The sequence below is a fragment of the Citrobacter sp. S39 genome (assembly GCF_009495675.1).
GTDB lineage: Bacteria > Pseudomonadota > Gammaproteobacteria > Enterobacterales > Enterobacteriaceae > Citrobacter > Citrobacter freundii.
The window spans coordinates 3,218,576-3,241,685 of sequence record NZ_CP045555.1 but is presented as its reverse complement, the minus strand read 5'-3'; the positions used below and the strand labels follow the sequence as shown (position 1 = coordinate 3,241,685).

Annotated in this window: 21 protein-coding genes and 2 pseudogenes; 8 read left to right on the top strand and 15 right to left on the bottom strand. The window is 50.3% G+C overall.

Annotation, left to right across the window (positions count from 1 at the left end; all coding sequences use genetic code 11):
* The first annotated feature begins 201 nt into the window (after nt 1-201).
* A complete protein-coding gene (locus GFB57_RS15460) occupies nt 202-1,212 on the top strand; it encodes a LacI family DNA-binding transcriptional regulator (RefSeq protein ID WP_003020450.1) in 1,011 nt (336 codons plus the stop codon).
* 32 nt (nt 1,213-1,244) lie between these two features.
* Here the strand turns inward: GFB57_RS15460 and GFB57_RS15455 are convergent, their stop codons facing one another.
* The 15 genes and pseudogenes from GFB57_RS15455 to pspA all read right to left on the bottom strand — a co-directional run bounded on the left by GFB57_RS15455 (nt 1,245) and on the right by pspA (nt 15,656).
* Nucleotides 1,245-2,150, bottom strand: a complete 906-nt coding sequence (locus GFB57_RS15455) for an OmpG family monomeric porin (RefSeq protein ID WP_003020453.1) — start codon at nt 2,148-2,150, stop codon at nt 1,245-1,247.
* Nucleotides 2,151-2,218: 68 nt separating this feature from the next.
* Nucleotides 2,219-3,301, bottom strand: a pseudogene (locus GFB57_RS15450) (ABC transporter ATP-binding protein).
* 10 nt (nt 3,302-3,311) lie between these two features.
* Nucleotides 3,312-3,980 carry a beta-phosphoglucomutase gene (gene pgmB / locus GFB57_RS15445; protein WP_003020458.1) on the bottom strand — a complete coding sequence of 223 codons (669 nt, stop codon included), beginning with the start codon at nt 3,978-3,980 and terminating at the stop codon, nt 3,312-3,314.
* Nucleotides 3,977-6,253 (bottom strand): glycoside hydrolase family 65 protein, encoded by a 2,277-nt coding sequence (locus GFB57_RS15440; RefSeq protein ID WP_290366832.1) that lies wholly within the window; start codon nt 6,251-6,253, stop codon nt 3,977-3,979. The genes pgmB and GFB57_RS15440 overlap by 4 nt, the downstream gene beginning before the upstream one ends.
* Nucleotides 6,250-7,305, bottom strand: a complete 1,056-nt coding sequence (locus GFB57_RS15435) for a Gfo/Idh/MocA family oxidoreductase (protein ID WP_003020463.1) — start codon at nt 7,303-7,305, stop codon at nt 6,250-6,252. The genes GFB57_RS15440 and GFB57_RS15435 overlap by 4 nt, the downstream gene beginning before the upstream one ends.
* 10 nt (nt 7,306-7,315) lie before the next feature.
* Nucleotides 7,316-8,104: a sugar phosphate isomerase/epimerase gene (locus GFB57_RS15430; RefSeq protein ID WP_003020467.1), complete on the bottom strand. Its 789-nt coding sequence runs from the start codon at nt 8,102-8,104 to the stop codon at nt 7,316-7,318.
* Nucleotides 8,105-8,120: 16 nt separating this feature from the next.
* Nucleotides 8,121-9,173, bottom strand: a complete 1,053-nt coding sequence (locus tag GFB57_RS15425; RefSeq protein ID WP_003020471.1) for a zinc-binding alcohol dehydrogenase — start codon at nt 9,171-9,173, stop codon at nt 8,121-8,123.
* A 27-nt stretch (nt 9,174-9,200) separates the two neighbouring features.
* Nucleotides 9,201-10,043, bottom strand: coding sequence for a carbohydrate ABC transporter permease (locus GFB57_RS15420; protein ID WP_003020474.1), 843 nt, complete (start codon nt 10,041-10,043; stop codon nt 9,201-9,203).
* On the bottom strand, nt 10,030-10,911 hold the full coding sequence (locus tag GFB57_RS15415) for a sugar ABC transporter permease (protein WP_003020476.1): 882 nt from the start codon (nt 10,909-10,911) through the stop codon (nt 10,030-10,032). The genes GFB57_RS15420 and GFB57_RS15415 overlap by 14 nt, the downstream gene beginning before the upstream one ends.
* Before the next feature lie 20 nt (nt 10,912-10,931).
* Nucleotides 10,932-12,224 carry an ABC transporter substrate-binding protein gene (locus GFB57_RS15410; RefSeq protein ID WP_008322382.1) on the bottom strand — a complete coding sequence of 431 codons (1,293 nt, stop codon included), beginning with the start codon at nt 12,222-12,224 and terminating at the stop codon, nt 10,932-10,934.
* Nucleotides 12,225-12,240: 16 nt separating this feature from the next.
* Nucleotides 12,241-13,919, bottom strand: a pseudogene (locus GFB57_RS15405) (sugar phosphorylase).
* A 191-nt stretch (nt 13,920-14,110) separates the two neighbouring features.
* Complete coding sequence (pspD, locus tag GFB57_RS15400) at nt 14,111-14,341, bottom strand: phage shock protein PspD (protein ID WP_003020493.1); 231 nt, start codon at nt 14,339-14,341, stop codon at nt 14,111-14,113.
* 8 nt (nt 14,342-14,349) lie between these two features.
* On the bottom strand, nt 14,350-14,709 hold the full coding sequence (gene pspC, locus GFB57_RS15395; RefSeq protein WP_003020497.1) for an envelope stress response membrane protein PspC: 360 nt from the start codon (nt 14,707-14,709) through the stop codon (nt 14,350-14,352).
* Nucleotides 14,709-14,933, bottom strand: coding sequence for an envelope stress response membrane protein PspB (gene pspB / locus GFB57_RS15390; RefSeq protein WP_003020509.1), 225 nt, complete (start codon nt 14,931-14,933; stop codon nt 14,709-14,711). The genes pspC and pspB overlap by 1 nt, the downstream gene beginning before the upstream one ends.
* A gap of 54 nt (nt 14,934-14,987) precedes the next feature.
* A complete protein-coding gene (gene pspA, locus GFB57_RS15385) occupies nt 14,988-15,656 on the bottom strand; it encodes a phage shock protein PspA (RefSeq protein WP_003020532.1) in 669 nt (222 codons plus the stop codon).
* A gap of 155 nt (nt 15,657-15,811) precedes the next feature.
* Between pspA and pspF the strand changes: the two genes are divergently transcribed.
* From pspF to sapF, 7 genes are all read left to right on the top strand, one after another.
* Nucleotides 15,812-16,801: a phage shock protein operon transcriptional activator gene (pspF, locus tag GFB57_RS15380; protein ID WP_161958342.1), complete on the top strand. Its 990-nt coding sequence runs from the start codon at nt 15,812-15,814 to the stop codon at nt 16,799-16,801.
* 96 nt (nt 16,802-16,897) lie between these two features.
* Nucleotides 16,898-17,542, top strand: coding sequence for a quinolone resistance pentapeptide repeat protein QnrB38 (locus GFB57_RS15375; protein ID WP_003020537.1), 645 nt, complete (start codon nt 16,898-16,900; stop codon nt 17,540-17,542).
* 268 nt (nt 17,543-17,810) lie between these two features.
* Entirely contained in the window at nt 17,811-19,454 is a 1,644-nt protein-coding gene (gene sapA, locus GFB57_RS15370) for an ABC transporter substrate-binding protein SapA (RefSeq protein ID WP_003020540.1), read from the top strand.
* Nucleotides 19,451-20,416 (top strand): peptide ABC transporter permease SapB, encoded by a 966-nt coding sequence (sapB, locus tag GFB57_RS15365; protein WP_003020545.1) that lies wholly within the window; start codon nt 19,451-19,453, stop codon nt 20,414-20,416. The genes sapA and sapB overlap by 4 nt, the downstream gene beginning before the upstream one ends.
* Nucleotides 20,403-21,293, top strand: a complete 891-nt coding sequence (sapC, locus tag GFB57_RS15360; RefSeq protein ID WP_003020550.1) for a peptide ABC transporter permease SapC — start codon at nt 20,403-20,405, stop codon at nt 21,291-21,293. Before sapB ends, sapC begins: the two co-directional genes overlap by 14 nt.
* Nucleotides 21,293-22,285, top strand: a complete 993-nt coding sequence (sapD, locus tag GFB57_RS15355) for a peptide ABC transporter ATP-binding protein SapD (RefSeq protein WP_003020556.1) — start codon at nt 21,293-21,295, stop codon at nt 22,283-22,285. Before sapC ends, sapD begins: the two co-directional genes overlap by 1 nt.
* A gap of 1 nt (nt 22,286) precedes the next feature.
* Nucleotides 22,287-23,093 (top strand): peptide ABC transporter ATP-binding protein SapF, encoded by an 807-nt coding sequence (gene sapF / locus GFB57_RS15350; RefSeq protein ID WP_003020558.1) that lies wholly within the window; start codon nt 22,287-22,289, stop codon nt 23,091-23,093.
* Nucleotides 23,094-23,110 lie beyond the last annotated feature (17 nt).

The following is a 23,110-nucleotide window of genomic DNA, read 5'->3' as shown; positions in this document are numbered from 1 at the left end:
TAACCCCTACACTATACGCCAGTTCTTAAGAAAATATTGCGACCGCATTATCACCGTCCGCACCCGTGGACGATTGTTCCTCAGCACGCACATAGTGCGGTTAGCCTTTTGATTTTCCTACCCGCATTCCGAGATTGTTGTCATTCGCCACTTAACTCCATAATATGTCCGCCATTGACTCTCGGACGGAGCTTGGGATCTATGTCTCCTACCATTTATGATATTGCACGAGCCGCTGGTGTATCAAAATCCACGGTATCGCGCGTGCTTAATAAGCAAACCAACATCTCGCCGGAGGCGCTTGAAAAGGTGCTGCGCGCAATTGATGAGTTACAGTATCAGCCGAATAAACTTGCTCGCGCGCTTACCTCTTCCGGGTTTGATGCAATAATGGTGATATCCACCCGTTCTGCAAAAACAACTGCCGGTAATCCGTTTTTCTCTGAAGTATTGCATGCAATTACTGCCAAGGCTGAAGAAGTCGGTTTTGATGTCATATTGCAGACGTCGCGAAGCACCGAAGATGATTTACAAAAATGTGAGAGCAAAATTAAGCAGAAGTTGATCAAAGGGATCATTATGCTGAGCTCTCCTGCCGATGAATCATTTTTTGCTCGGTTGGATAAATACAACGTCCCGGTTGTGGTTATCGGGAAGGTTGAAGGTGACTACACTAATGTCTATTCTGTAGACACCGATAATTATCGCGACAGTATTACGCTGACAAATGCGCTGATTGAGAGTGGCCACCGTAATATTGCCTGTTTGCATGCACCGCTTGACGTTCATGTTTCTATCGATCGCGTTAACGGTTATAAAGCCAGCCTTCAGGCACATAACATTAAAATGCGCGATGAGTGGGTTATTGACGGGGGGTATACTCATGAAACCGCCCTACTTGCTTCTCGAAAAATACTTAGTCAGCAACCGTTACCCGATGCCGTATTTGCGACAGACAGCTTGAAGTTAATGAGTTTATATCGCGTAGCGGCCGAGAAAAATATTTCCATTCCAAAGCAACTTGCCGTTGTAGGCTATAGTAATGAGCTACTTTCTTTTATGCTCACACCAGTTCCTGGTGGAATTGATGTACCTACTCAGCAGTTGGGTGAACAAAGTTGTAATTTATTATTTAATCTGATTGCAGGTGAAAAAGGGTTACAGAATATCACGGTGAGCACGCAAATATCATTGGCGGACTCACTGGTGTAAAAACAGGGGCATAATAATGCCCCTGTTCATTTTTAGAATGCGTAGTTCACGCCTATACCAGCATAATGGAACCTGTCGCTTTCACCTTCGTCATGATTTTCCCACTCATAAGCATACTCCAGAGACATTGATAAACCGTTCTGGAAATCATACGCATACAGTAAACCGAGGCGATTGAAATCATGGCCTTCGCGTTCAGGATCATCCTGCCAGTCCCAGTTTGACCAGCGATCAAGCCCGATACGGGTATACGGCGTCAGGGTTGTATTGCCGAAGGACAGAGGCAGATAAGCACGAATTTCCTGGGTTGAGAACTCACCATTATTACGCGAATCTGCCAGATTAAAGCCGCGTTCAAGGTAATAGTTGACCGTTAACCCTACTGTTTCGTTAAACGTATAATTCAACCCGCTCTCACTTTCGACGCGGCTATCAGAGTAGCCGGTGGTGCTCAAATCATTAACGAATTGATACATCGCAAACCAGCCGCTAAAGCGCAGATCATCGGTAAGTTTAACATCCCAATCTGGCTGCACTTTCCAGCGCTGCATATTAGCTGTATCTTTTCCGGGTTCATTGACATAGTGATAACCGTAATTACGAAAGCCACCGGTCAGACCGAAATTAACATTCTCGCTTTCAAGGAATTGATAGCGGACTTCCAGTTCAGGGCGGTCAAACCACGTACCGCGCTTACCCTCGCTGTAATCAACCGGTCCTTCCTGGTAATAGGCCAGCGATATTTTCCACGGCCCATTGGACGCATTAAAATAGATGGACGGTTCAGCCAGTCCATCCATATCTTCGCCCTGACCTTCAACGTTTTCTATTTCGTACATAGCACCGATATTAAAGTGCCAGTCATTCTTTTCAGCAGCCTGCGCGCAGGCCATTCCCGCGCTCATAATCAGCGCAGTCGCGGACAGTAGGGTTTTCATTATTATTCCTTGTTAAAATACTCGCAAAAATGCCCCAAGGCGCGGGGGATTATTATCCCCCCGGAATTTTATTGAATAGCCACTTCAGTTTCAGTATCAAAGAAATGGCATTTCGCCATATCAAAATGAATAGTGATGTTTTCTCCTGCGTGATAATCATTCACTGCCCCAGCACGGACCACTAACTCATGCCCCCCAACAATGGTATAAAGCATAAATTCAGCGCCAGTTAATTCTGCAACGCTAATTTTTGCCGGTACACTATTTTCATTATTAAGCTGCGGATGGATATCCTCAGGGCGAATACCCAGCGTGATCGCCTGATGTTCATAACCCTGCGTTTTTAATTGTGCTAATTTATTTTCTGGAATCGTTAATTTTAGTGTTTCAGTAACAAACTTATCACCGTCAATCGCGCCACGAATAAAGTTCATGGCCGGTGAGCCAATAAATCCAGCGACAAACATATTTGCTGGGTGGTTATAAACTGTTTTTGGCGCACCAACCTGCTGAACAATACCATCCTTCATAATCACAATACGCGTCGCCATCGTCATGGCTTCTGTTTGATCGTGGGTAACATATATCATGGTGGTATTGAGTTTCTGATGCAGCTTGCTTATTTCTGCCCGCATCTGTACGCGAAGTTTGGCATCGAGATTCGATAAGGGTTCATCCATCAGGAAGACCCCTGCCTCACGAACAATCGCACGCCCCAGTGCCACACGTTGACGCTGACCACCGGATAACGCACCCGGTTTACGTTACAGATAATCGCGCAGGCCAAGGATTTGCGCCGCCCAGTTGACACGTTCCTCAATCACGGCAGGGGCAATTTTCTGCATTTTCAGGCCAAACGCCATGTTGTCATAGACTGTCATGTGCGGGTACAACGCGTAGTTCTGAAAGACCATCGCAATGTTGCGCGATTTCGCCGGCACATCGTTCATCCGTTTACCGTCAATCAGCAGATCGCCACCGCTGATCTCCTCCAGACCGGCGATCATGCGCAACGTCGTTGACTTCCCACAGCCTGAAGGGCCAACAAAAACAATAAACTCTTTGTCTTCAATTTCCAGATTGAAGTCTTTAACGACGTGTACCTGGTTGTCGTAAATTTTTTGAATGTGTTGCAACGAAAGCTGTGCCATGTTGAATCCTTTACTTGTCGTGTTGCCAGAGAGCCGATAAGCACGGCCACGTCAGAAATTCGGTTGAAGGAAGTTGCAAGCTTGCTCCGTTCAGCCCCGTACCAATGCCAACAGAGAGCATGCCGCAGGCGTTGATCGCATCAATACCCGCCTGAGCATCTTCTATGCCAATACACTGCTGCGGGTCAGCGCCAAGGCCCGCACAGGCTGCCAGAAAAATCTCCGGATCCGGTTTCGAGCGAGAAATTAGCGCGGCATCCGCACAGAAATCAAAATAAGATTTAAGATCAAGCGCTTGTAAAATCGCAGGGGCATTGAGCGACACAGAGGCCAGCCCCACCAGAATCCGCTCTTCCCGCAACGTCATCAGCAGCTCACGTATTCCCGGCAATACCGAGTTCACCGTCAACTGGCGCAAAGAATGGACATACAGTCTGTTTTTTCTCTCGGCCAATTGTGCGCAAACCTCAGGTGTAAACTCCCCCGCTTTCCCGCCATATTGCAAAATACGCTGTAGCGATTCGCCGCGACTAATCCCTTTCAGGCTGTCATTAAATGCCTCGTTAATCGCAATCCCTATTTCACCGGCTACCTGCCGCCAGGCGAGAAAATGCAGATGTGCAGTGTCGGTAATCACGCCATCTAAATCAAAAATGATGGCCTGTGGTTTGAGTATCATTCATCACCCCCTTCCGTGGTAGCGGTCCCATAAGTGGGCGAAATAATGACGTCATTGCAGATAACTATCTCCCCCTGAACAGAGATCTTTTCCCCTTTTACCCAAAGAGTAATCTGCTCGGCGCTGTTAATGCGGATTTCAGTTGCATTGATGGTTACCTGCAAATCGATACCCTGCCAGCGCAGTGGGAAAGACAGTGTTTGCCAATGTTCCGGTAATGCAGGGGCAAGATGTAACTCCCCATGGCGAACATTCACTCCGGCAAATCCCTGGATAGCGCCCAACCAGATTGCGCCCGTTGCCGCCGCATGAATTCCATCATCGCAGCTGTGCGGGTCATCCCCGAGATCGATTAGCGAACCTTCGCGCCAAAACCGATATCCCTGAGCCGAATCACCACAACGCGCAGCCACAATCCCGTGAATCGCCTTACTCAAAGAGGAGTCGTGAATCGTACGTGGCTCGTAATAACGCAGGTTAGCCAGACAGGTTTGCGGGCTAAATTGCTCCGGCAACATGTAGGTCAGTATCACGACATCAGCCTGTTTGAGAATTTGCATCTCATTGACTTCTGCACGGGAGTAATCGAGCAAAATGGTCTGCTTGCCCGCTTTGGCTTTATACTGCGACAGATCGATAACCGGTTTGTTCAGGAAGGTATCATCCTGAGGAAGCACGCCATCGGGCTGCACTTCCGGTCGCCAAAGATACTGTAAAAAATGCTCTGCGCGATGAATAAACGTGTCATCGCCACAGCCCAACCGACGGGCAAAACCCAGCGCCTGCTCTACGTTGTACCAGGCCATGTAGTTGGTGAACGCATTGTTGTTCACATGCTCAGTGTATTCATCCGGGCCAATCACATCGTGGATCTCTAAACGATCGTTGACCATGACAGCCCTGCTAGTCCAGAACTTCGCCGTTTCCAGCAGCAGCGTCATGCCCTCTCGGGTCATGAAGTTTAGATCCCCTGTGGCATGCCAGTAATTGATTACCGCCCAGGCAACATCCGCCACGAGGTGATGTTCAGCCTGTGCGGAGGCCACTTTTTGCCGCAGCCCGGTACGGATGTTGATCGCCGCGAATTCAGGCGTTTCCTCATCACCGCTGCGAGCGCTTTCCCACGGGAACAACGCGCCCTGCCAACCGTTACGGCGGGCTTTCTCACGCGCGCCCGGCAAATTATGCCAGCGGTAACGCAATAGACCTCTCGCGGTTTTCGGTTCGGTAAACAAGTGAAACGGTAACAAAAAGACCTCAGTATCCCAGAAGATGTGGCCTTTATACCCTTCACCCGTCAGACCTTTGGCCGCAATACTGCTGCGCTCATCATGGTCTGGGGTCATCACACGCAGATGATAAAGCGCATAGTCCAGCGCGCGCTGATCGCTAATATCAGAGCTGGTAACCTGAACGCGACGAGTTTGCCACCAGGCATGCCAGTTGGCGCTCGACTCAGCCAACAGAGCGTCATATCCCTGTTTCGCGCATGCTTCAATGTTACGCAGCGACTGGCGTCCCCAGGTCTCAAGCGACAGATTGCGTTCGCTCGTCCAGTCAACCCAACTCATTTTCGTCAGCGTGACGCGCTGACCGGCTTGCGCCTGCACGGTGTTGTGTTGTAACAACCGACGTTCTTTCGCGGTGAAGCAGCGCTGCGCTGCGCCGTCGACGTCACAATATGAGGTGATCGCGATATCGTTGCGATTGTCCTGGGTTGTGTAAATGCCCTGCAGAAGATGCTGACCAAAGACTCTAATCTGTGTTTCATCCAGATGCTGACGGCCATGATTGGTGATCGTGGCATCAATACCGGTTGAGATACCAATGCTGGCATCGGCATCCAGTGGCGTTACGACCACTTCCATAGCAAACAGCGGCAGCTTCTGTGCCGAGACAAACCGCCGACTCTCAATAGCGAAACGCGTCCCGCCAGGTGCATGCCAGATAAACGCACGGCGCAATTCCCCGCTGGCAAAATCCAGTTCGCGATGCCAGCTTTCAATCACGCCGCTGGTTAGCGAGAAAATCTCGCCATTAAGCGTGATCTCCACTCCGACTACATCGGGTAGATTAGCCAGTTCATTAATTTCGCCTTTACCCGCACGGTGATACAACCCAGCCAGATACATGCCACGAGTCTGTAAGGTGTAAGCTTCCTCGTGGCTGGCGCGAATTCCCATATACCCGTTACCGGTCGTCATGAGTGACGCATATTTATTCAGGCTATGTGGGCAAAAAGCCGGTTCAGTTAGCATTACTGGCTTCGTCATAAGTCTACGTAGGTCCCTGTTTCAGCCGATTGGTACAGTGCGGCAACCAGTTGTTGAATAACGACGCCCTGCTCTGCGTCAGCAATAGTGACAGGCTCGCCCTGGACATGGTTAACGAAGGCTTCCATGCTGCGATAATGACGGTTGTCATCAGCCATCTCGCGCGCAAGCAGCACGTCAAGCGCACCATCACGGTCGGTGTAAACCTGGGCCGGGAATAACGTCGCCCCCGCCAAATTGCCGCAGAAATTAACGTTCATAATCGATTGTTCAGGAATATTCAGCGCGAAAGAGGTTTCCAGGCGCAGGATACCGCCGTTATGAAATTCAATCGTGCCGAACAAAGAATCCTCCACGGTATACGTCGCGGGATCCCATTTCCCAAACTGGCCGCTGTTTTTACGCGTGCCAATGCGTTGATAGCTGTGAGCGTTAACGCGCTTTACCGCCGGGAACCCCAACACATACATGGCGGCATCAAGCATATGAATACCAAGATCAATCAGCGGCCCGCCGCCCTGCAGTTCTTTGTTGGTAAACACTCCCCAGCCGGGCACGCCGCAGCGGCGCAAAGCGCGGACATTGGTGACATAGATTTCACCCAGAATACCGGCCATCACCTGCTCACGAAGCAGTTGCGTATCCAGCGCAAAACGATGATGAAAATCATAAGCCAGTACTTTTCCCACCCGACGCGCCGTTTTACACATTTCCAACGCCTCGTCTGGCGTCATTGCCGGAGGTTTCTCGCACATCACATGGCATCCAGCGTTCAATGCCAACATGGTGTGTTCATAATGAAAGCGATTGGGCGAGCAGATGCTGACGATATCTGGCTTAGCTTCGCGTAACATCGTTTGCGGATCGTCCCAAACCTGCGGATTACCGTATTTTTCTGCAAACAACCGCGCCTGTGACAGGCGGCTGTCGCAGACAGCCACCAGTTCCAGATCGTTGCGGGTGCAGTAGTACGAAGCATGAACTTTATCCGCCACCTGCCCGGCACCAATAATGGCGACACGTAACGGAGCGCTTGTCAGTGCACTTTTCACGGAAATCCTCTTAGCAAGTACGCAGCCAGGCCAGTGACTGACGATACGCTTCCGGCAGATTCTCTGCTCGTACGCGCCCTTCGTACACAACGTAACCCTGATAATTATCTTCACGCAGTTGATCAAACAGCGCCGTGAAATCCAGCGTACCGCTTCCCGGCTGATAACGATGGTTATCCGCAATATGGACGTGACCCAGCAGATCGCGATTGTCGTGCAGCGCCTGTGCCATATCGTCTTCTTCGATATTCATATGGTAAAAATCACCAATGATTTGCACATGCTTCAGATTATTTTCCACGATATAGCGACGGGCATCCGCCAGGGTGTTGATCATATGATCCTGATAGCGGTTGAGCGGTTCCAGATACACCACCGTACCCGTACGCTGGGCAACTTTATCAAGATAAATCAATGAATCACTGATAGCTTTACGATCGCCTTCCTGGCTACGCGGAGAGGTCATCGGCGGTAGGCGGAAGGTAAACATGCCCCATGCAGCAGGTACAATAATGCCTTGTCCACCAACTTCGGCCAGCGCTTCGAGAATGCGGGTAATCTGCCGCAACCCGTTTAAACGACGCTCTTCGATAAAATCACCGATCCAACCGTCATATCCTCCACAGGCAGTGGTAACAGGCAAACCTGTTTCTTTGATCGCCGCTTTTACTTCCGCAAGATTGTTGACCAGCAATTTGCCGTCAATTTCAAAACCGTCGAATCCCATCTCTTTGATATAACGGAATTTCTCGAGAATATTTTCCGGGAAAAAAGCCTGATTCTGTGTTCCAATTTTCATCTTCTGCATTCCTTAATTAAAACGTCACGCCCATTTTGATGCTCTTTTCCGGATGGCGATCGACATACTGCATATAGCTCTCCGGGCTGTTGGCGAAAGTCACTACCGGGTCAATGAGTTCTTCACAGTCCAGGTAACCGTTCATCAACAGTTCCCAACAGGTTTCCTCGATGCGCTTGCGGCTCCAGCGCGGATAATCTGGATTCGGTTCACTGCAGGCGCGAGAGAAGACAATTTTGGCGTTGTTGAAGTGCGCTTCACGCCCCAGGTTGAAACCTTCAGCAAAAGATTTCGCGAAAGCGACATAGGAAATGGTTCCACCATAGGCCAGACCGCGTAACGCCGACTGCAGCGCATCTGCATAGCCGCTGGTTTCGATGATCACATCTGCGCCCTGCTTACCGGTCAGCTTCTTAATTTCCATGCCTACATCGGTGCCAATCGGATTCAGGCAGAAATCCGCGCCATGGCGACGCGCGATATCGCAGCGATGGGCAATAGGATCGACGCCGATGACCACTGAGGCTCCCGCTTTCTTAGCCAGTTGCACGGCAATCTGGCCAATTGCGCCTAAGCCCACGACGACCACAAAGTCACCGACGCGCACATTGGCGTCGCGCACACCGCTCATGGCGAACTGTGCCGGGTCATAGCACACGGCATTTTTCCACGAACTGCCTTCAGGCATTTTGCGTAGTTTGTAGTTGTTCACCGCATTAAAAATAACCGTTTCTGCCAGAGGTCCGTATCCGCAAACTGAATCGCCAACGGCGTATTCGGTCACATCGCTGCCACACTCAATAACATCGCCCACCACCATATTGCCAAGCTGGAATTTACCGAATTCGATTCCGCGTGGAGCCCCTTCCGGACGCGGCATAAACATTTGCCATTCACCGTTAAAATCTTCGTCAATAAACGGGCTGGCAGCGCGAAAATCGACCACTTCTGTGCCATGTTTCGGCGCGCCAAATTTAACGCGAACTTTAACTTCATTGGCGGATACCGCTCTGTCTTCATATTCCACCAACGCCGCAACGCGCGGTTCTGTGGCAACTAACTTCTTCATTTACAACTCCTTAATTAAACTGGCCGCTTAGCCTTTCACGCCGCCTGCGGTCAAACCACTTTTAATAAAACGTTCGGAAAGCGCATACATAATGACCACCGGTAATGCGGTGACTAACGATGCGGCCATCATGCGTCCCCAGATGTAGTCAGGCGTACTGAACAGCGCGTTCAGACCGACCGGTAAGGTAAAATTGCTGGCGCTGGAAAGGAAAATCGAGGCAAACAGATAGTCATTCCACGCCACCATAAAGCAGTACACAAAGACCGAAACCAGACCAGACATTGCCAACGGCACGGTAATACGAAAGATGATCTGCAGACGGTTCAACCCATCCATCATCGCGGCTTCTTCGATCTCATCCGGAATGGTGTCGAAATAGCTTTTCAACATGAACACTGCGGTCGGCAGCGTCTGGGTGACCATAGTGATAATCAACGCCATTTCGGTGTCGTAGATGCCGAGTGCCGTAATGATCTTGAATAACGGCACCACCAGCAGGATCCCCGAAAACATATACACCGTGTAAAAACTGGCATTGATGGTCATTCGTCCCTTAAAACGCAGGCGGGAAAGCGCATACGCCCCGAGCACCCCCAGAAATACCGCCACCACCGAAGAAGTCACCGATACCACCAGGCTATTACGGAAGTAGTCAACAAACGGGAAAATCATCGGGTTGAAGATGTCGATGTAATGTTCCAGCGTCCATTGCTGCGGTAACAGTGTCGGATGCAGCGAAATCGCCTCTTTTGCGCTTTTAAATGAGGTCATCAGCATCACAAAAAATGGAAATAGCGTGATACCCAGGAAGACAATTAATCCACAGTAAAAGCCAATGCGGCCAAGCGTGCGCTTATTTGTTGCCATTGAGGTTCACCCGTTTTCTGGTCAGCAGGATTACAGCGAAAATGATGACGAAGAGGACGACAGAGATCGCAGCCGCTTTGCCTAAGTCATTAAATGCAAACGCTGTTTTATAGAGATAGACCCCGAGAATATCGACTTTAGTGGTCAGCAGATAAACATCGGCGAACATATAAAACATCCAGATCGTACGCAGCGTGACTACGGTCGCCAGCACCGGCATGATCGCTGGCAGCGTGACGATGCGAAACCGTTGCCAGGCGTTCGCGCCATCCATTTCTGCCGCCTCATACAACGATTTATCAATAGTCTGTAAAATCGCCAGAAACGAGATAAAGGCATACGGGAAGTAGCGCCAGATGGCGAACAACACGACCAGCGCGAAGCTGCTACCGGGATTGTCGAACCACAGCGGAGTCTGATCGTAGAGATGCAACAGATCCACGCCGAGGTAGTTCACAATGCCGTAGCCGTTGTTGAACATGTATTTCCAGGCAAACACCAGCGAAATTGATGGCGTTACGTAAGAGAGGATGACCAGTGAGCGCGCTGTTTTCCGCAGACGAAACTCACGGTTAAAAAACATCGCCACTCCCAGCCCCAGCACCGTGCTCCCTGCCACAACCAGCGCGGTATACCAGACCGTCATCCACAGCGAATGCCAGAATCCGGGATCGGATAAGATACGGATATAGTTGCTCAGCCCGACAAACGTAGACTCAATTTGCGGATTAAGCGGCAAACGCATAAAGCTGATTTCGATGTTAGATATCATCGGCCACGCCACTAAACCGCCCAATAACAGCAAGCTGGGCGCCAGCAGCAGCATGGCAAATGGCATATCAGTTCGACCTGAAAAGAACTTATTCATCACGGCTTTCCATTTCCCCATTAGCGCTGTTCTACAAGGTCATCCAGTTTGGTCTGGCTGGCCTTCATCGTCGTTGAAAGGTCAGCTTTTCCTACCGTGACGTTGTGCACCATGGTACTCACGATGCCGGAGCCGGTTACGTCGCCCATGCGGGTAAAGTTCTTATCACCTACAGCGCCAAAGACCTGAATATTTGGCAGTTCGGCAATCAGTTGGTCGGGTAATTCACCCAGCGCTTTGATAACGGCGTTATCTTTCCACGTCGAAGTATTCACCACCGCTTTGTTGACTGGTAGCGCCGCCCCTGGCGACATCATGACCCAGTCCGCAATGTTGTCGGCCTGCTCCATAAAGGTGACAAATTTCTCTGCCGCTTCTGTCTCTTCGGTTTTTTGACCTGCGGTTATGGTCAGCGACGTCAGCATGCCGTAAACAGCGGAATTTTTTTCCGTCGGTACCATAAAGCCAACATTTTTAGGATCGCCCTCTTTGATCACCGCCGGGAGGATATAGGTGGAATAAATCGCCATTGGCGCCGTGCCGTTCATGAAAGCATCTTTGACTTCCATAATGTCGTTCGAGCCAGGCATAGTGTTCATGGCAAGTTGGCGGTAATACTGCAACGCCTGCGCCATTTCAGGTGTGTCGAGCGTAATCTTTCCCTGCGCATCAAAAACGTTGGCCTGGTTAGAGAGCGCAAACTGGGAGAATGACTGTTCGGTCAAAACGCTTTCTGCCGTGGGTAGCGCAATACCGTATTTCTTACTGCCAGGATTGTTGAGCTTCTGCGCCACGTTTAGCAATTGCTGCCAGTCTTTTGGCTCTTCCAGTCCGGCTTTTGCCAGCACATCTTTGCGGTACCAGATCCCGCCAATCCAGGCGCTGACCGGAACCCCGGTCCATGCACTACCGTCTTCAGTGCGTACAATACGCAGGACGCCATCATAAAAAGTACCCTCACCTACGCCGTTGATGACCTGCGCTACCGCTTTACGGTCGATGAGGGATTCTTTATCCATCACTTTCGCGTAGTCATGGCTGGTTTCGATGACTTCAGGTAGTGAACCGCTGCGCGCCAGAGTGATGACCTTGGTGTTGTAAGCATCTTCTTCCACAGGAACCTGTTTGACGCTGATGCCCGGGTTTTCTTTTTCAAAACGCTCAATCAGTTTTGCAATGACCGCCTGCCGCTCCTGCTCAACAGAAGAGTGCATAAATTCAATCGCGACAGAGGACTTTTTATCATCCTTACACCCGGAAACCAGGGCGCAGGAAACCAGTGCTGAAATCAGCACAATTTTAGCTTTAAGCATGAAATGTTCCTTTTTATTACTTAACCCACATGACCTGCCAGGCGTACAACGTTAATTCCTTACCGGAAATAGTTTTACCGCCAATCAAATCAACTCCATTTTCTATATCAATACGAATGGTTTGAGTATGACCGCTGACATTAAATAACCCGGTAATTTCCTCACCTGTTTCCGCAGTACGTTTAATTTGCATTACGGCTGGTGTAATACTGTTAATTTGAAAATCACTATCAGGATGAAATGCTTTATTATTACGACGTATTACAATTAGTCGGGATAACTCATGATAAATAGCGTGACGCAAACTGGTTTCATCTGCCAGCTCCGCTTCTATTTGTCTCACCTGATATTTTTTGCGGTTGATCGCGCGGTTATAACCGAACGTCTCAACACCTTTATAATCATTGCGTGAGCCAAGTATGCTTTGAATGTAAACCGCCGGCACGCCTGGAAAACTCAGCAAAATGGCATGTGCGAGAATAAAGCGAGAAAACCGTTCGGCATCGCTACAATTATCAGGGGTTAGCGCATCCATATATGTCACGTTAATTTCATACGGACTGCGACTGCCATCAGGGTTATTTTTCCAGTTAACCAGCGCACCTTCCTGTTGTAGTTCTGTCACCAGCCGCATGATCTCGTCTTCAGGCAACAAACCGCGTAATGGGTTGAGACCAATGCCATCATGCGATGCGAGAAAATTAAACCAGGTCGTCTCACCAGACGGCAGCTCCAGTGATTGCGCCCACTGGCACAATATCGACGTGTCCTGGCGTTGTACCGCATGCAGCACCAGCGGCGGCAGCGAGAACTGGTACACCATATGCGCTTCATCATGGCCATTACCGTAGTAGGACACGTTATCCTTATGCGGGACGTTGGTTTCGGTAATAATCGCCGTACTAGGCGCCACGCAGTCCGCAATAGCGCGGAATAGTTTGATAAGCTGATGCGTTTTTTCCAGATGAATACAGCTCGTTCCAGGCTCTTTCCACATAAAGCCAACCGCATCCAGGCGAACATAATCTGCGCCCTGCTCAAGATAGCTCAGCAGCACATCGACCATCGCCAGTAATACCACCGGGTTGGCATAGTTGAGATCGATCTGGTCATCGCTGAACGTCGTCCATAAATGGCGCACGGTGTTATCTTTTAGCGTAAATGGTGTCAGTAACGGTAATGCGCGTGGACGTGTGACGTTGCTCAGGTCCGTATCAAGATCCATTGCAATAAAGAAATTTTCATAACCGTCAAGCTGTTGCAAATAATTATTAAACCACTCGCTTTTAGCTGACATATGGTTACAAACAAAATCAAACATCAGTCGACTGGACTCACCTAATTCCTTAATATCATTCCAGTCACCGGTTTCTTCGGCAACCTGATGGTAATTAATCACGGAAAAACCATCATCCGATGACCACGGATAAAATGGCAGAAGATGCACATGAGAAAATGTCGACTTAAACCATTCATTATAAAACTGATTAAACGTCGGCAACGGTTTTTTACCAACCCCGTGGAATTGATCGGCGTAGGTAATAAGCACCACATCGCCCTCATCCCAATGCGCTTTACGGATTTTTTTAATTAATCTCTGTGATTTCTCTAACGTGCAAACAGCGCTTCATAGTGGCATGAAGTAAATGTATGACCATAAACTTCTGTCAGGCATTTTTGGATTTTTTGGTTCACCTTCGATTCTCGTGGTAGCGGTCCCATGAACCAAGAGACTACTCTGCGTAAAATAAGCTGTCAATTAGCTGAGGTGGTCTGAAGGGGGGTAAAAAAAGAATTTTGGCAGCCAAAAAATCGTATTTGTGAGCTGCCGCAAATTAACTGAGGGAATGTTGATTAATTGTTGCTTGCTTTTACTGATTCAAATATCAGGTTCGATTACCGGAATATCGTTTCGACAATTTTGCCGCAGCCCGACTCAACACAGGTTCCAGAACCAACGCCAGCAGCATTTTTAGCGGGCGTCGGGCGACGGATTTCACCGCCCACCCTGCTACCCCCGCCGGGCCGTAGCGAAGCGCCGTTAAAAGCACCAGCTTACCTGCTATTTTAAAGCCCGGCTTAACCCTTTGCCCGGCACGTTGCCAGCGATTGTTCATTTCTAACCTCACAATTGGCGGAAACGACTACGTAAGGAAAAAGTATCGGACGTCACATAACGTTCCATTTCACGCAAACGCTTTTCACTAGCCGCCAGCTCGCGATCGACGGCATCCAACAGCTCACCGCTTGATGGCTGCTGCTCGCCGGAAACCACATTATCCGGCATCGGATCCAATACAAACGTCAGCACGATGTAAGCGACGAAGGTGAAAAAGGCCAGACCAAAAAAGACTGACAGCACCACCAGGATCCGTACCAGCTTCACAGGCACATCGAGATAATGCGCAATACCCGCACAAACCCCCTTAACCATGCCCTGCTGCGGAATACGCCACAGTTTTTTGTTCAGATTAACGCCTCCCATTAGCGGTCCCTCCAGTTTGGATGTTCAGCATCAAGGATGTCTTCCAGCGCCTGAATGCGCTCACGCATCCGCTGTGCGTCATCGTTGAGTTCGACCAGACGTTGCTGTTCACTTTGCGACAGTTCGCCACGACTGGAACGGTTGCTGTAATGCAGCCAGAGCCAAATCGGTAAAACAAACAGCACAAAGATGGTTAACGGGATAGCCAGAAATAGCGCGCTCATGAGTACTCCTTACAGGTGATGAGCGGCGGCGCGTTCGGGCGCCGCCAGATGTTATTATTGCTTGTCTTGCTGCATTTTGGCTTTAAGTTGCGCCAGCTGCTCGCTGATTTCATCATCTGCTTTCAGGTCAGCAAATTGCTGATCCAGGGACTTCTGTTTACCGAAATTATGGCTTTCAGCCTCAGCTTCCATCTGATCGATACGACGCTCGAAAGATTCAAAGCGCGCCATCGCTTCATCAAGTTTACCGCTGTCCAGCTGACGACGAACATCACGTGAAGAACTCGCTGCCTGATGACGTAGCATCAGCGCCTGCTGACGAGCACGGGTTTCACTGAGTTTATTTTCCAGCTCACCAATCTCTTTTTTCATACGCGCCAGCGTATCGTCAACCAGCGTGACTTCATGCTCCAGAGAAGCAATCAGGTCAGTCAATTTCTGTTTTTCGATTAACGCAGAACGCGCCAAATCTTCTTTCTCTTTGCGCAGCGCCAGCTCAGCTTTTTCTTGCCACTCTGCCTGTTGCGCGCTGGCCTGTTCGATACGACGAGATAATTGTTTCTTTTCTGCCAGAGCGCGTGCGGAGTTTGAACGCACCTCAACCAGCGTATCTTCCATTTCCTGGATCATTAACCGCACCAGCTTCTGCGGATCTTCAGCCTTTTCCAGCAACGCATTAATGTTGGCGTTCACGATGTCGGCAAAACGAGAAAAAATACCCATAATGTAATCCTCACTTACTGTTCTGATATCGGGCTAAGCCCTGCTGATTTCGTAATGCACTTGGCGTGCCAACTTTTTATCTCATTGATTTTAATAATTATATCTAATTTTACCTGGCGAGAGAATTAGGGTAAATTGGTGAATAACACTAACAAATGGTGAATTTCATCATGGCAGGATACAAAGACAATCTTCTGGGTGAAGCAAACAGCTTTATTGAAGTGCTGGAGCAGGTTTCTCATCTGGCACCGCTGGATAAGCCTGTCCTGGTTATCGGTGAGCGAGGTACTGGGAAAGAGCTTATTGCCAACCGCCTGCACTATCTGTCCACCCGTTGGCAAGGCCCGTTTATTTCGCTTAACTGCGCAGCGCTCAACGAGAACTTGCTTGATTCCGAACTGTTTGGTCACGAAGCAGGTGCCTTTACCGGCGCTCAAAAACGCCATCCTGGACGTTTCGAACGCGCCGACGGCGGTACGCTGTTTCTCGATGAACTGGCAACCGCCCCGATGTTGGTGCAGGAAAAATTGCTGCGCGTTATTGAATATGGAGAGCTGGAACGTGTTGGCGGCAGCCAGCCGTTGCAGGTTAACGTACGACTTGTTTGTGCAACCAATGCCGACTTACCTCGCATGGTCAACGAAGGTACTTTTCGCGCGGACCTGCTGGATCGTCTGGCCTTTGACGTAGTGCAACTCCCACCGTTACGCGAACGCCAAAGCGACATAATGTTAATGGCCGAGCATTTTGCTATTCAGATGTGCCGCGAGATCGGGTTACCACTGTTTCCAGGGTTTAGTGCCGAAGCCAGAGAAACGCTCCTCCACTACCGTTGGCCGGGCAATATTCGTGAACTGAAAAACGTCGTGGAGCGATCCGTTTATCGACATGGGACCAGTGATTACCCGCTGGATGAGATAATCATTGACCCCTTCCGCCGCCATGTCGTGGAATCTCAGGTGCAGGAAGCAAAACCAGCATCTGTAGCATTACCGCTGGATCTGCGTGAATTCCAACAACAACAAGAGAAAGACTTTCTACAAACCAGCTTACAGCAGGCAAAATTTAATCAGAAAAAAGCCGCTGAATTACTGGGTCTGACTTATCATCAGCTACGAGCCTTGCTGAAGAAACACCAGATTTAATGCACATTTGTCGACGTGATATTGGATGGTTTGACGTATAACGTTAAAACAGCTTAACATCCCAGTAATACTGTATAAAAAAACAGGCACATTATTATGGCTCTGGCATTAATTGGCGAAAAAATTGACAGAAACCGCTTCACCGGTGAAAAAGTTGAAAATAGCACTTTTTTTAACTGTGATTTTTCGGGTGCCGACCTTAGCGGTACTGAATTTATCGGCTGTCAGTTCTATGATCGAGAAAGCCAGAAAGGGTGCAATTTCAGTCGCGCAATACTGAAAGATGCCATTTTTAAAAGCTGTGATTTATCCATGGCGGATTTTCGCAACGTCAGTGCGTTGGGCATAGAAATTCGCCACTGCCGCGCACAGGGTGCAGATTTTCGCGGCGCAAGTTTCATGAATATGATCACCACGCGCACCTGGTTTTGCAGCGCATATATCACTAATACCAATCTAAGCTACGCCAACTTTTCGAAGGCCGTGCTTGAAAAGTGCGAATTGTGGGAAAATCGCTGGATGGGAACTCAGGTACTGGGTGCGACGTTGAGTGGTTCCGATCTCTCCGGTGGCGAGTTTTCGTCGTTCGACTGGCGGACGGCAAATTTCACGCACTGTGATTTGACCAATTCAGAACTGGGTGATTTAGATATTCGGGGCGTCGATTTACAAGGTGTCAAATTGGACAGCTATCAGGCCGCATTGCTCATGGAACGTCTTGGCATCGCTGTCATTGGCTAACCGCTTACGCATTTTATCTTCGCGTCGAAACCATAACCGATTACACCAAGGCTCACATCCTGCGCCTCGTTTATTGCGGGTCAGATGGGTCATGAAAATGCTAAGATAGTTAATAGAGTATATTCAAAGTGGATGGCGGGTATGAATTTTGACCATACCGCGATGTTGAAATCGTGGTTATCCCCCCTGCTGCCCCCTAAAACAAACGGTAATGGCAAATGTCATTAAGTATTAGTAAGATAGCCTCTTTATATAATCCATTAAAATTATGCGCCTGGTTTTATCATCTCTGATCGTGATGGCTGGATTTCTGAGTGGTCAGGCTGCTGCTGCGCCTGAGCAAGCTTCGCACGCTGATATCCGTGACAGTGGGTTTGTCTATTGCGTCAGCGGGCAGGTCAATACGTTCAACCCGCAAAAAACGAGCAGTGGTCTCATTGTCGACACGTTAGCGGCCCAATTGTATGACCGACTGCTTGATGTAGATCCCTACACCTATCGACTGGTGCCTGAGCTGGCTGAAAGCTGGGAGGTGCTGGATAACGGCGCAACCTACCGCTTCCATCTGCGTCGTGACGTACAGTTTCAAAAGACCGCCTGGTTCACTCCCACCCGCAAACTGAATGCAGACGATGTGGTGTTTACCTTCGAGCGCATCTTTGATCGCCACCATCCGTGGCACAATGTGAACGGCAGCAATTTCCCCTACTTCGACAGCCTGCAGTTCGCCGATAACGTCCAAAGTGTGCGCAAACTGGACAACAACACCGTTGAATTCCGCTTAACTCAACCTGATGCCTCTTTTATGTGGCATCTTGCCACACACTATGCCTCCGTAATGTCGGCGGAATATGCGGCTAACCTGGCAAAACAGGATCGTCAGGAACTGCTCGACAGACAACCTGTCGGCACAGGACCGTACCAACTTTCGGAGAATCGTGCCGGCCAATATATTCGGTTGCAGCGGCATGAAAAATTCTGGCGTGGCACTCCTCTGATGCCGCAGGTGGTAGTGGACCTCGGTTCTGGCGGAACCGGACGGTTATCAAAGTTACTGACCGGCGAATGTGACGTTTTAGCCTGGCCTGCCGCCAGCCAGCTCAGCATATTGCGTGATGACCCTCGCCTGCGTCTGACGCTGCGCCCGGGGATGAACATTGCCTATCTGGCGTTCAACACCAATAAACCGCCGTTGAATAACCCTGCCGTGCGGCATGCGCTGGCGCTAGCGATCAACAACCAACGGTTAATGCAGTCTATCTACTACGGGACGGCAGAAACCGCGGCATCTATTTTGCCTCGCGCCTCGTGGGCTTATGATAACGAAGCTAAAATTACAGAGTACAACCCGGCAAAATCGCGCGAGCAGTTAAAAGCACTGGGGCTGGAGAATCTGACGTTACAACTTTGGGTCCCTACCAGCTCTCAGGCCTGGAACCCCAGTCCCCTGAAAACCGCAGAGCTGATTCAGGCAGATATGGCTCAGGTGGGTGTGAAAGTGAAGATCATCCCGGTAGAAGGCCGTTTTCAGGAGGCAAGATTAATGGATATGAACCATGATCTGACGTTATCCGGCTGGGCGACGGACAGTAACGATCCTGACAGTTTTTTCCGGCCGTTGCTCAGCTGTGCCGCCATCAATTCACAGACCAACTTTGCCCACTGGTGTAATCCGCAGTTTGACAGCATTCTGCGCAAAGCCCTCTCTTCGCAGCAGCTTTCATCGCGAATTGATGCCTATGACGAAGCGCAAAATATTCTTGCGCAAGAGTTACCGATCTTGCCGCTGGCCTCTTCACTGCGTCTACAGGCTTACCGCTACGACATCAAAGGGCTGGTGCTCAGTCCGTTCGGCAATTCCTCTTTTGCCGGGGTGTTCAGGGAAAAGAAAGATGAGGTGAAAAAACCATGATTATCTTCACCCTGCGTCGATTTTTGCTGCTACTGGTCACCCTGTTCTTCCTGACTTTTATTGGATTCAGCCTGAGCTATTTCACACCTCATGCGCCGTTACAGGGAGCATCGTTGTGGAACGCCTGGGTATTCTGGTTCAATGGTCTCATTCACTGGGATTTCGGTGTATCCAGTATCAACGGTCAGTTGATCTCAGAACAGCTGAAAGAGGTGTTCCCGGCCACAATGGAACTGTGCATTCTTGCCTTTGGTTTTGCACTAATGGTCGGGATCCCCGTTGGTATGCTGGCAGGCATCACGCGCAACAAATGGCAGGATCGTTGCATCAGCGCATTGGCTCTGATGGGGTTTTCTATCCCCGTTTTTTGGCTGGCTCTGCTGCTGACATTGCTCTTCTCACTGACCCTCGGCTGGTTACCCGTTTCCGGGCGTTTTGATCTTCTCTACGAGGTGAAACCCGTTACCGGTTTTGCCATTATTGATGCGTGGATCTCCGACTCACCCTGGCGCGATGAAATGCTGGTCAGCGCTATCCGTCATATGGTGCTCCCGGTGCTAACGCTCTCCGTTGCGCCCACCACCGAAGTCATCCGCCTGATGCGTATCAGCACCATTGAGGTCTTTGATCAGAACTACGTCAAAGCGGCAGCCACACGCGGTTTGTCACGCTTAACGATTCTGCGCCGTCACGTTCTGCACAACGCCCTGCCGCCGGTGATCCCGCGTCTGGGCTTACAGTTTTCCACCATGCTGACGCTGGCGATGATCACCGAGATGGTCTTTAGCTGGCCTGGTCTTGGCCGTTGGTTGATTAACGCGATTCGCCAGCAGGATTACGCGGCGATTTCAGCAGGCGTTATGGTGATTGGCTCACTGGTTATCATCGTCAACGTTATCTCTGATATTTTGGGTGCTATGGCTAACCCTCTGAAACATAAGGAATGGTATGCCTTACGATAGCGTCTATAGCGAAAAACGCCCGCCAGGTACGTTGCGCACCGCATGGCGCAATTTCTATGGTGATGCAACTGCGATGATCGGCCTGTACGGCTGCGCGGGATTGGCTGTTTTGTGTATTTTTGGTGGTTGGTTTGCCCCTTACGGCATCGATCAGCAATTTCTCGGCTATCAGCTTTTACCGCCGTCATGGTCACGCTATGGCGAAGTCTCTTTCTTCCTCGGAACTGACGATCTGGGACGAGACGTTTTAAGTCGTCTGCTCAGCGGCGCGGCCCCGACCGTTGGAGGCGCGTTTGTCGTCACTCTTGCCGCCACACTGTGTGGCCTTGTATTGGGCGTAGTTGCCGGTGCGACGCACGGCTTACGCTCCGCGGTGCTGAACCACATTCTGGACACCCTGCTGTCTATCCCTTCTCTGCTGCTGGCGATTATTGTGGTGGCCTTTGCCGGACCGCATCTGACACACGCCATGTTTGCGGTCTGGCTGGCGTTGCTGCCGCGCATGGTGCGCTCCGTTTACAGCATGGTGCATGACGAGCTGGAGAAAGAATACGTCATTGCCGCTCGCCTGGATGGTGCAACCACACTGAATATTCTGTGGTTTGCCGTTCTGCCGAATATTACCGCCGGTCTGATTACTGAAATCACCCGCGCACTGTCGATGGCGATTCTGGATATCGCCGCGCTGGGTTTTCTCGATCTTGGCGCACAGCTGCCATCCCCGGAATGGGGGGCCATGCTCGGTGACGCGCTGGAGCTGATTTATGTCGCACCGTGGACGGTCATGCTGCCAGGCGCAGCAATTATGATAAGCGTGCTGCTGGTTAACCTACTGGGTGACGGCGTGCGCCGCGCAATTATTGCGGGGGTGGAATAATGCCATTACTGGATATCCGCAACCTGACGATTGAATTCAGAACCGGTGACGACTGGGTTAAGGCAGTTGATCGCGTCAGCATGACCCTCAACGAGGGTGAAATCCGCGGGCTGGTCGGCGAGTCGGGTTCCGGCAAAAGTCTGATCGCTAAGGCCATTTGCGGCGTCGCTAAAGATAACTGGCGCGTAACCGCAGACCGTATGCGTTTTGATGATATCGATCTACTACGCCTTTCCGCGCGTGAACGACGCAAACTGGTCGGTCATAACGTCTCCATGATCTTTCAGGAGCCACAGTCATGTCTCGATCCGTCTGAGCGGATCGGACGGCAGCTAATGCAAAATATTCCTGCCTGGACTTACAAGGGCCGCTGGTGGCAGCGCATCGGCTGGCGCAAACGCCGTGCGATTGAACTCTTACACCGCGTCGGGATAAAAGACCATAAAGATGCCATGCGCAGCTTCCCGTATGAGCTAACCGACGGCGAATGCCAGAAGGTCATGATCGCTATCGCATTGGCGAATCAGCCGCGTTTGCTGATTGCCGATGAACCGACAAACGCGATGGAGCCAACCACCCAGGCGCAAATTTTCCGTCTGCTAACCCGTCTGAATCAAAACAGCAATACCACCATTTTGTTGATAAGCCATGACCTGCAAATGCTCAGCCAGTGGGCTGACAAAATCAACGTGATGTACTGCGGACAAACGGTGGAAACCGCGCCAAGTAAAGATTTGGTGACCATTCCGCATCATCCTTATACTCAAGCGTTGATTCGCGCTATTCCTGATTTTGGTAGCGCAATGCCGCACAAAAGCCGCCTGAATACCATGCCAGGAGCAATTCCATTGCTGGAACAATTACCCATCGGCTGTCGTCTGGGGCCGCGCTGCCCTTATGCACAACGCGAATGTATTGAAACCCCAAGACTGACCGGAGCAAAGAATCATCTCTACGCCTGTCATTTCCCGCTGAACATGGAGAGAGAGTGAGATGGTAGAAACCCTGCTCGAAGTTCGTAATCTGAGCAAAACCTTTCGCTACCGGACAGGTTTATTTCGCCGCCAGACCGTTGAGGCCGTCAAGCCCCTGAGTTTCACCCTGCGCGAACGTCAGACGCTCGCCGTCATTGGTGAAAACGGTTCAGGGAAATCTACGCTGGCAAAAATGTTGGCGGGTATGATTGAACCTACCAGCGGTGAGCTGCTGATTGACGATCATCCGTTAAAATATGGTGATTATTCATTTCGTAGTCAGCGGATCCGTATGATTTTCCAGGATCCGTCAACATCGCTTAATCCTCGGCAACGTATTTCGCAGATCCTCGATTTTCCGCTACGTCTGAATACCGACCTCGAGCCTGAGCAGCGTCGTAAACAGATCGTGGAGACCATGCGCATGGTCGGACTGCTGCCGGATCACGTAAGCTATTACCCGCATATGTTAGCGCCGGGGCAAAAACAGCGTCTGGGCCTTGCCCGTGCACTCATTTTACGACCCAAAGTCATTATCGCCGACGAAGCCCTGGCTTCTCTGGACATGTCGATGCGTTCGCAGCTCATCAATCTGATGCTGGAATTACAGGAAAAACAAGGGATTTCATATATCTATGTGACTCAGCATATTGGCATGATGAAGCACATCAGCGACCAGGTATTAGTCATGCATCAGGGCGAAGTTGTTGAGCGCGGCAGTACAGCGGACGTTCTGGCCTCCCCGTTGCATGAACTTACCCGTCGCCTGATTGCAGGTCATTTCGGCGAAGCGCTTACCGCCGACGCCTGGCGGAAAGATCGCTAACAAACGACTGCCCCCTC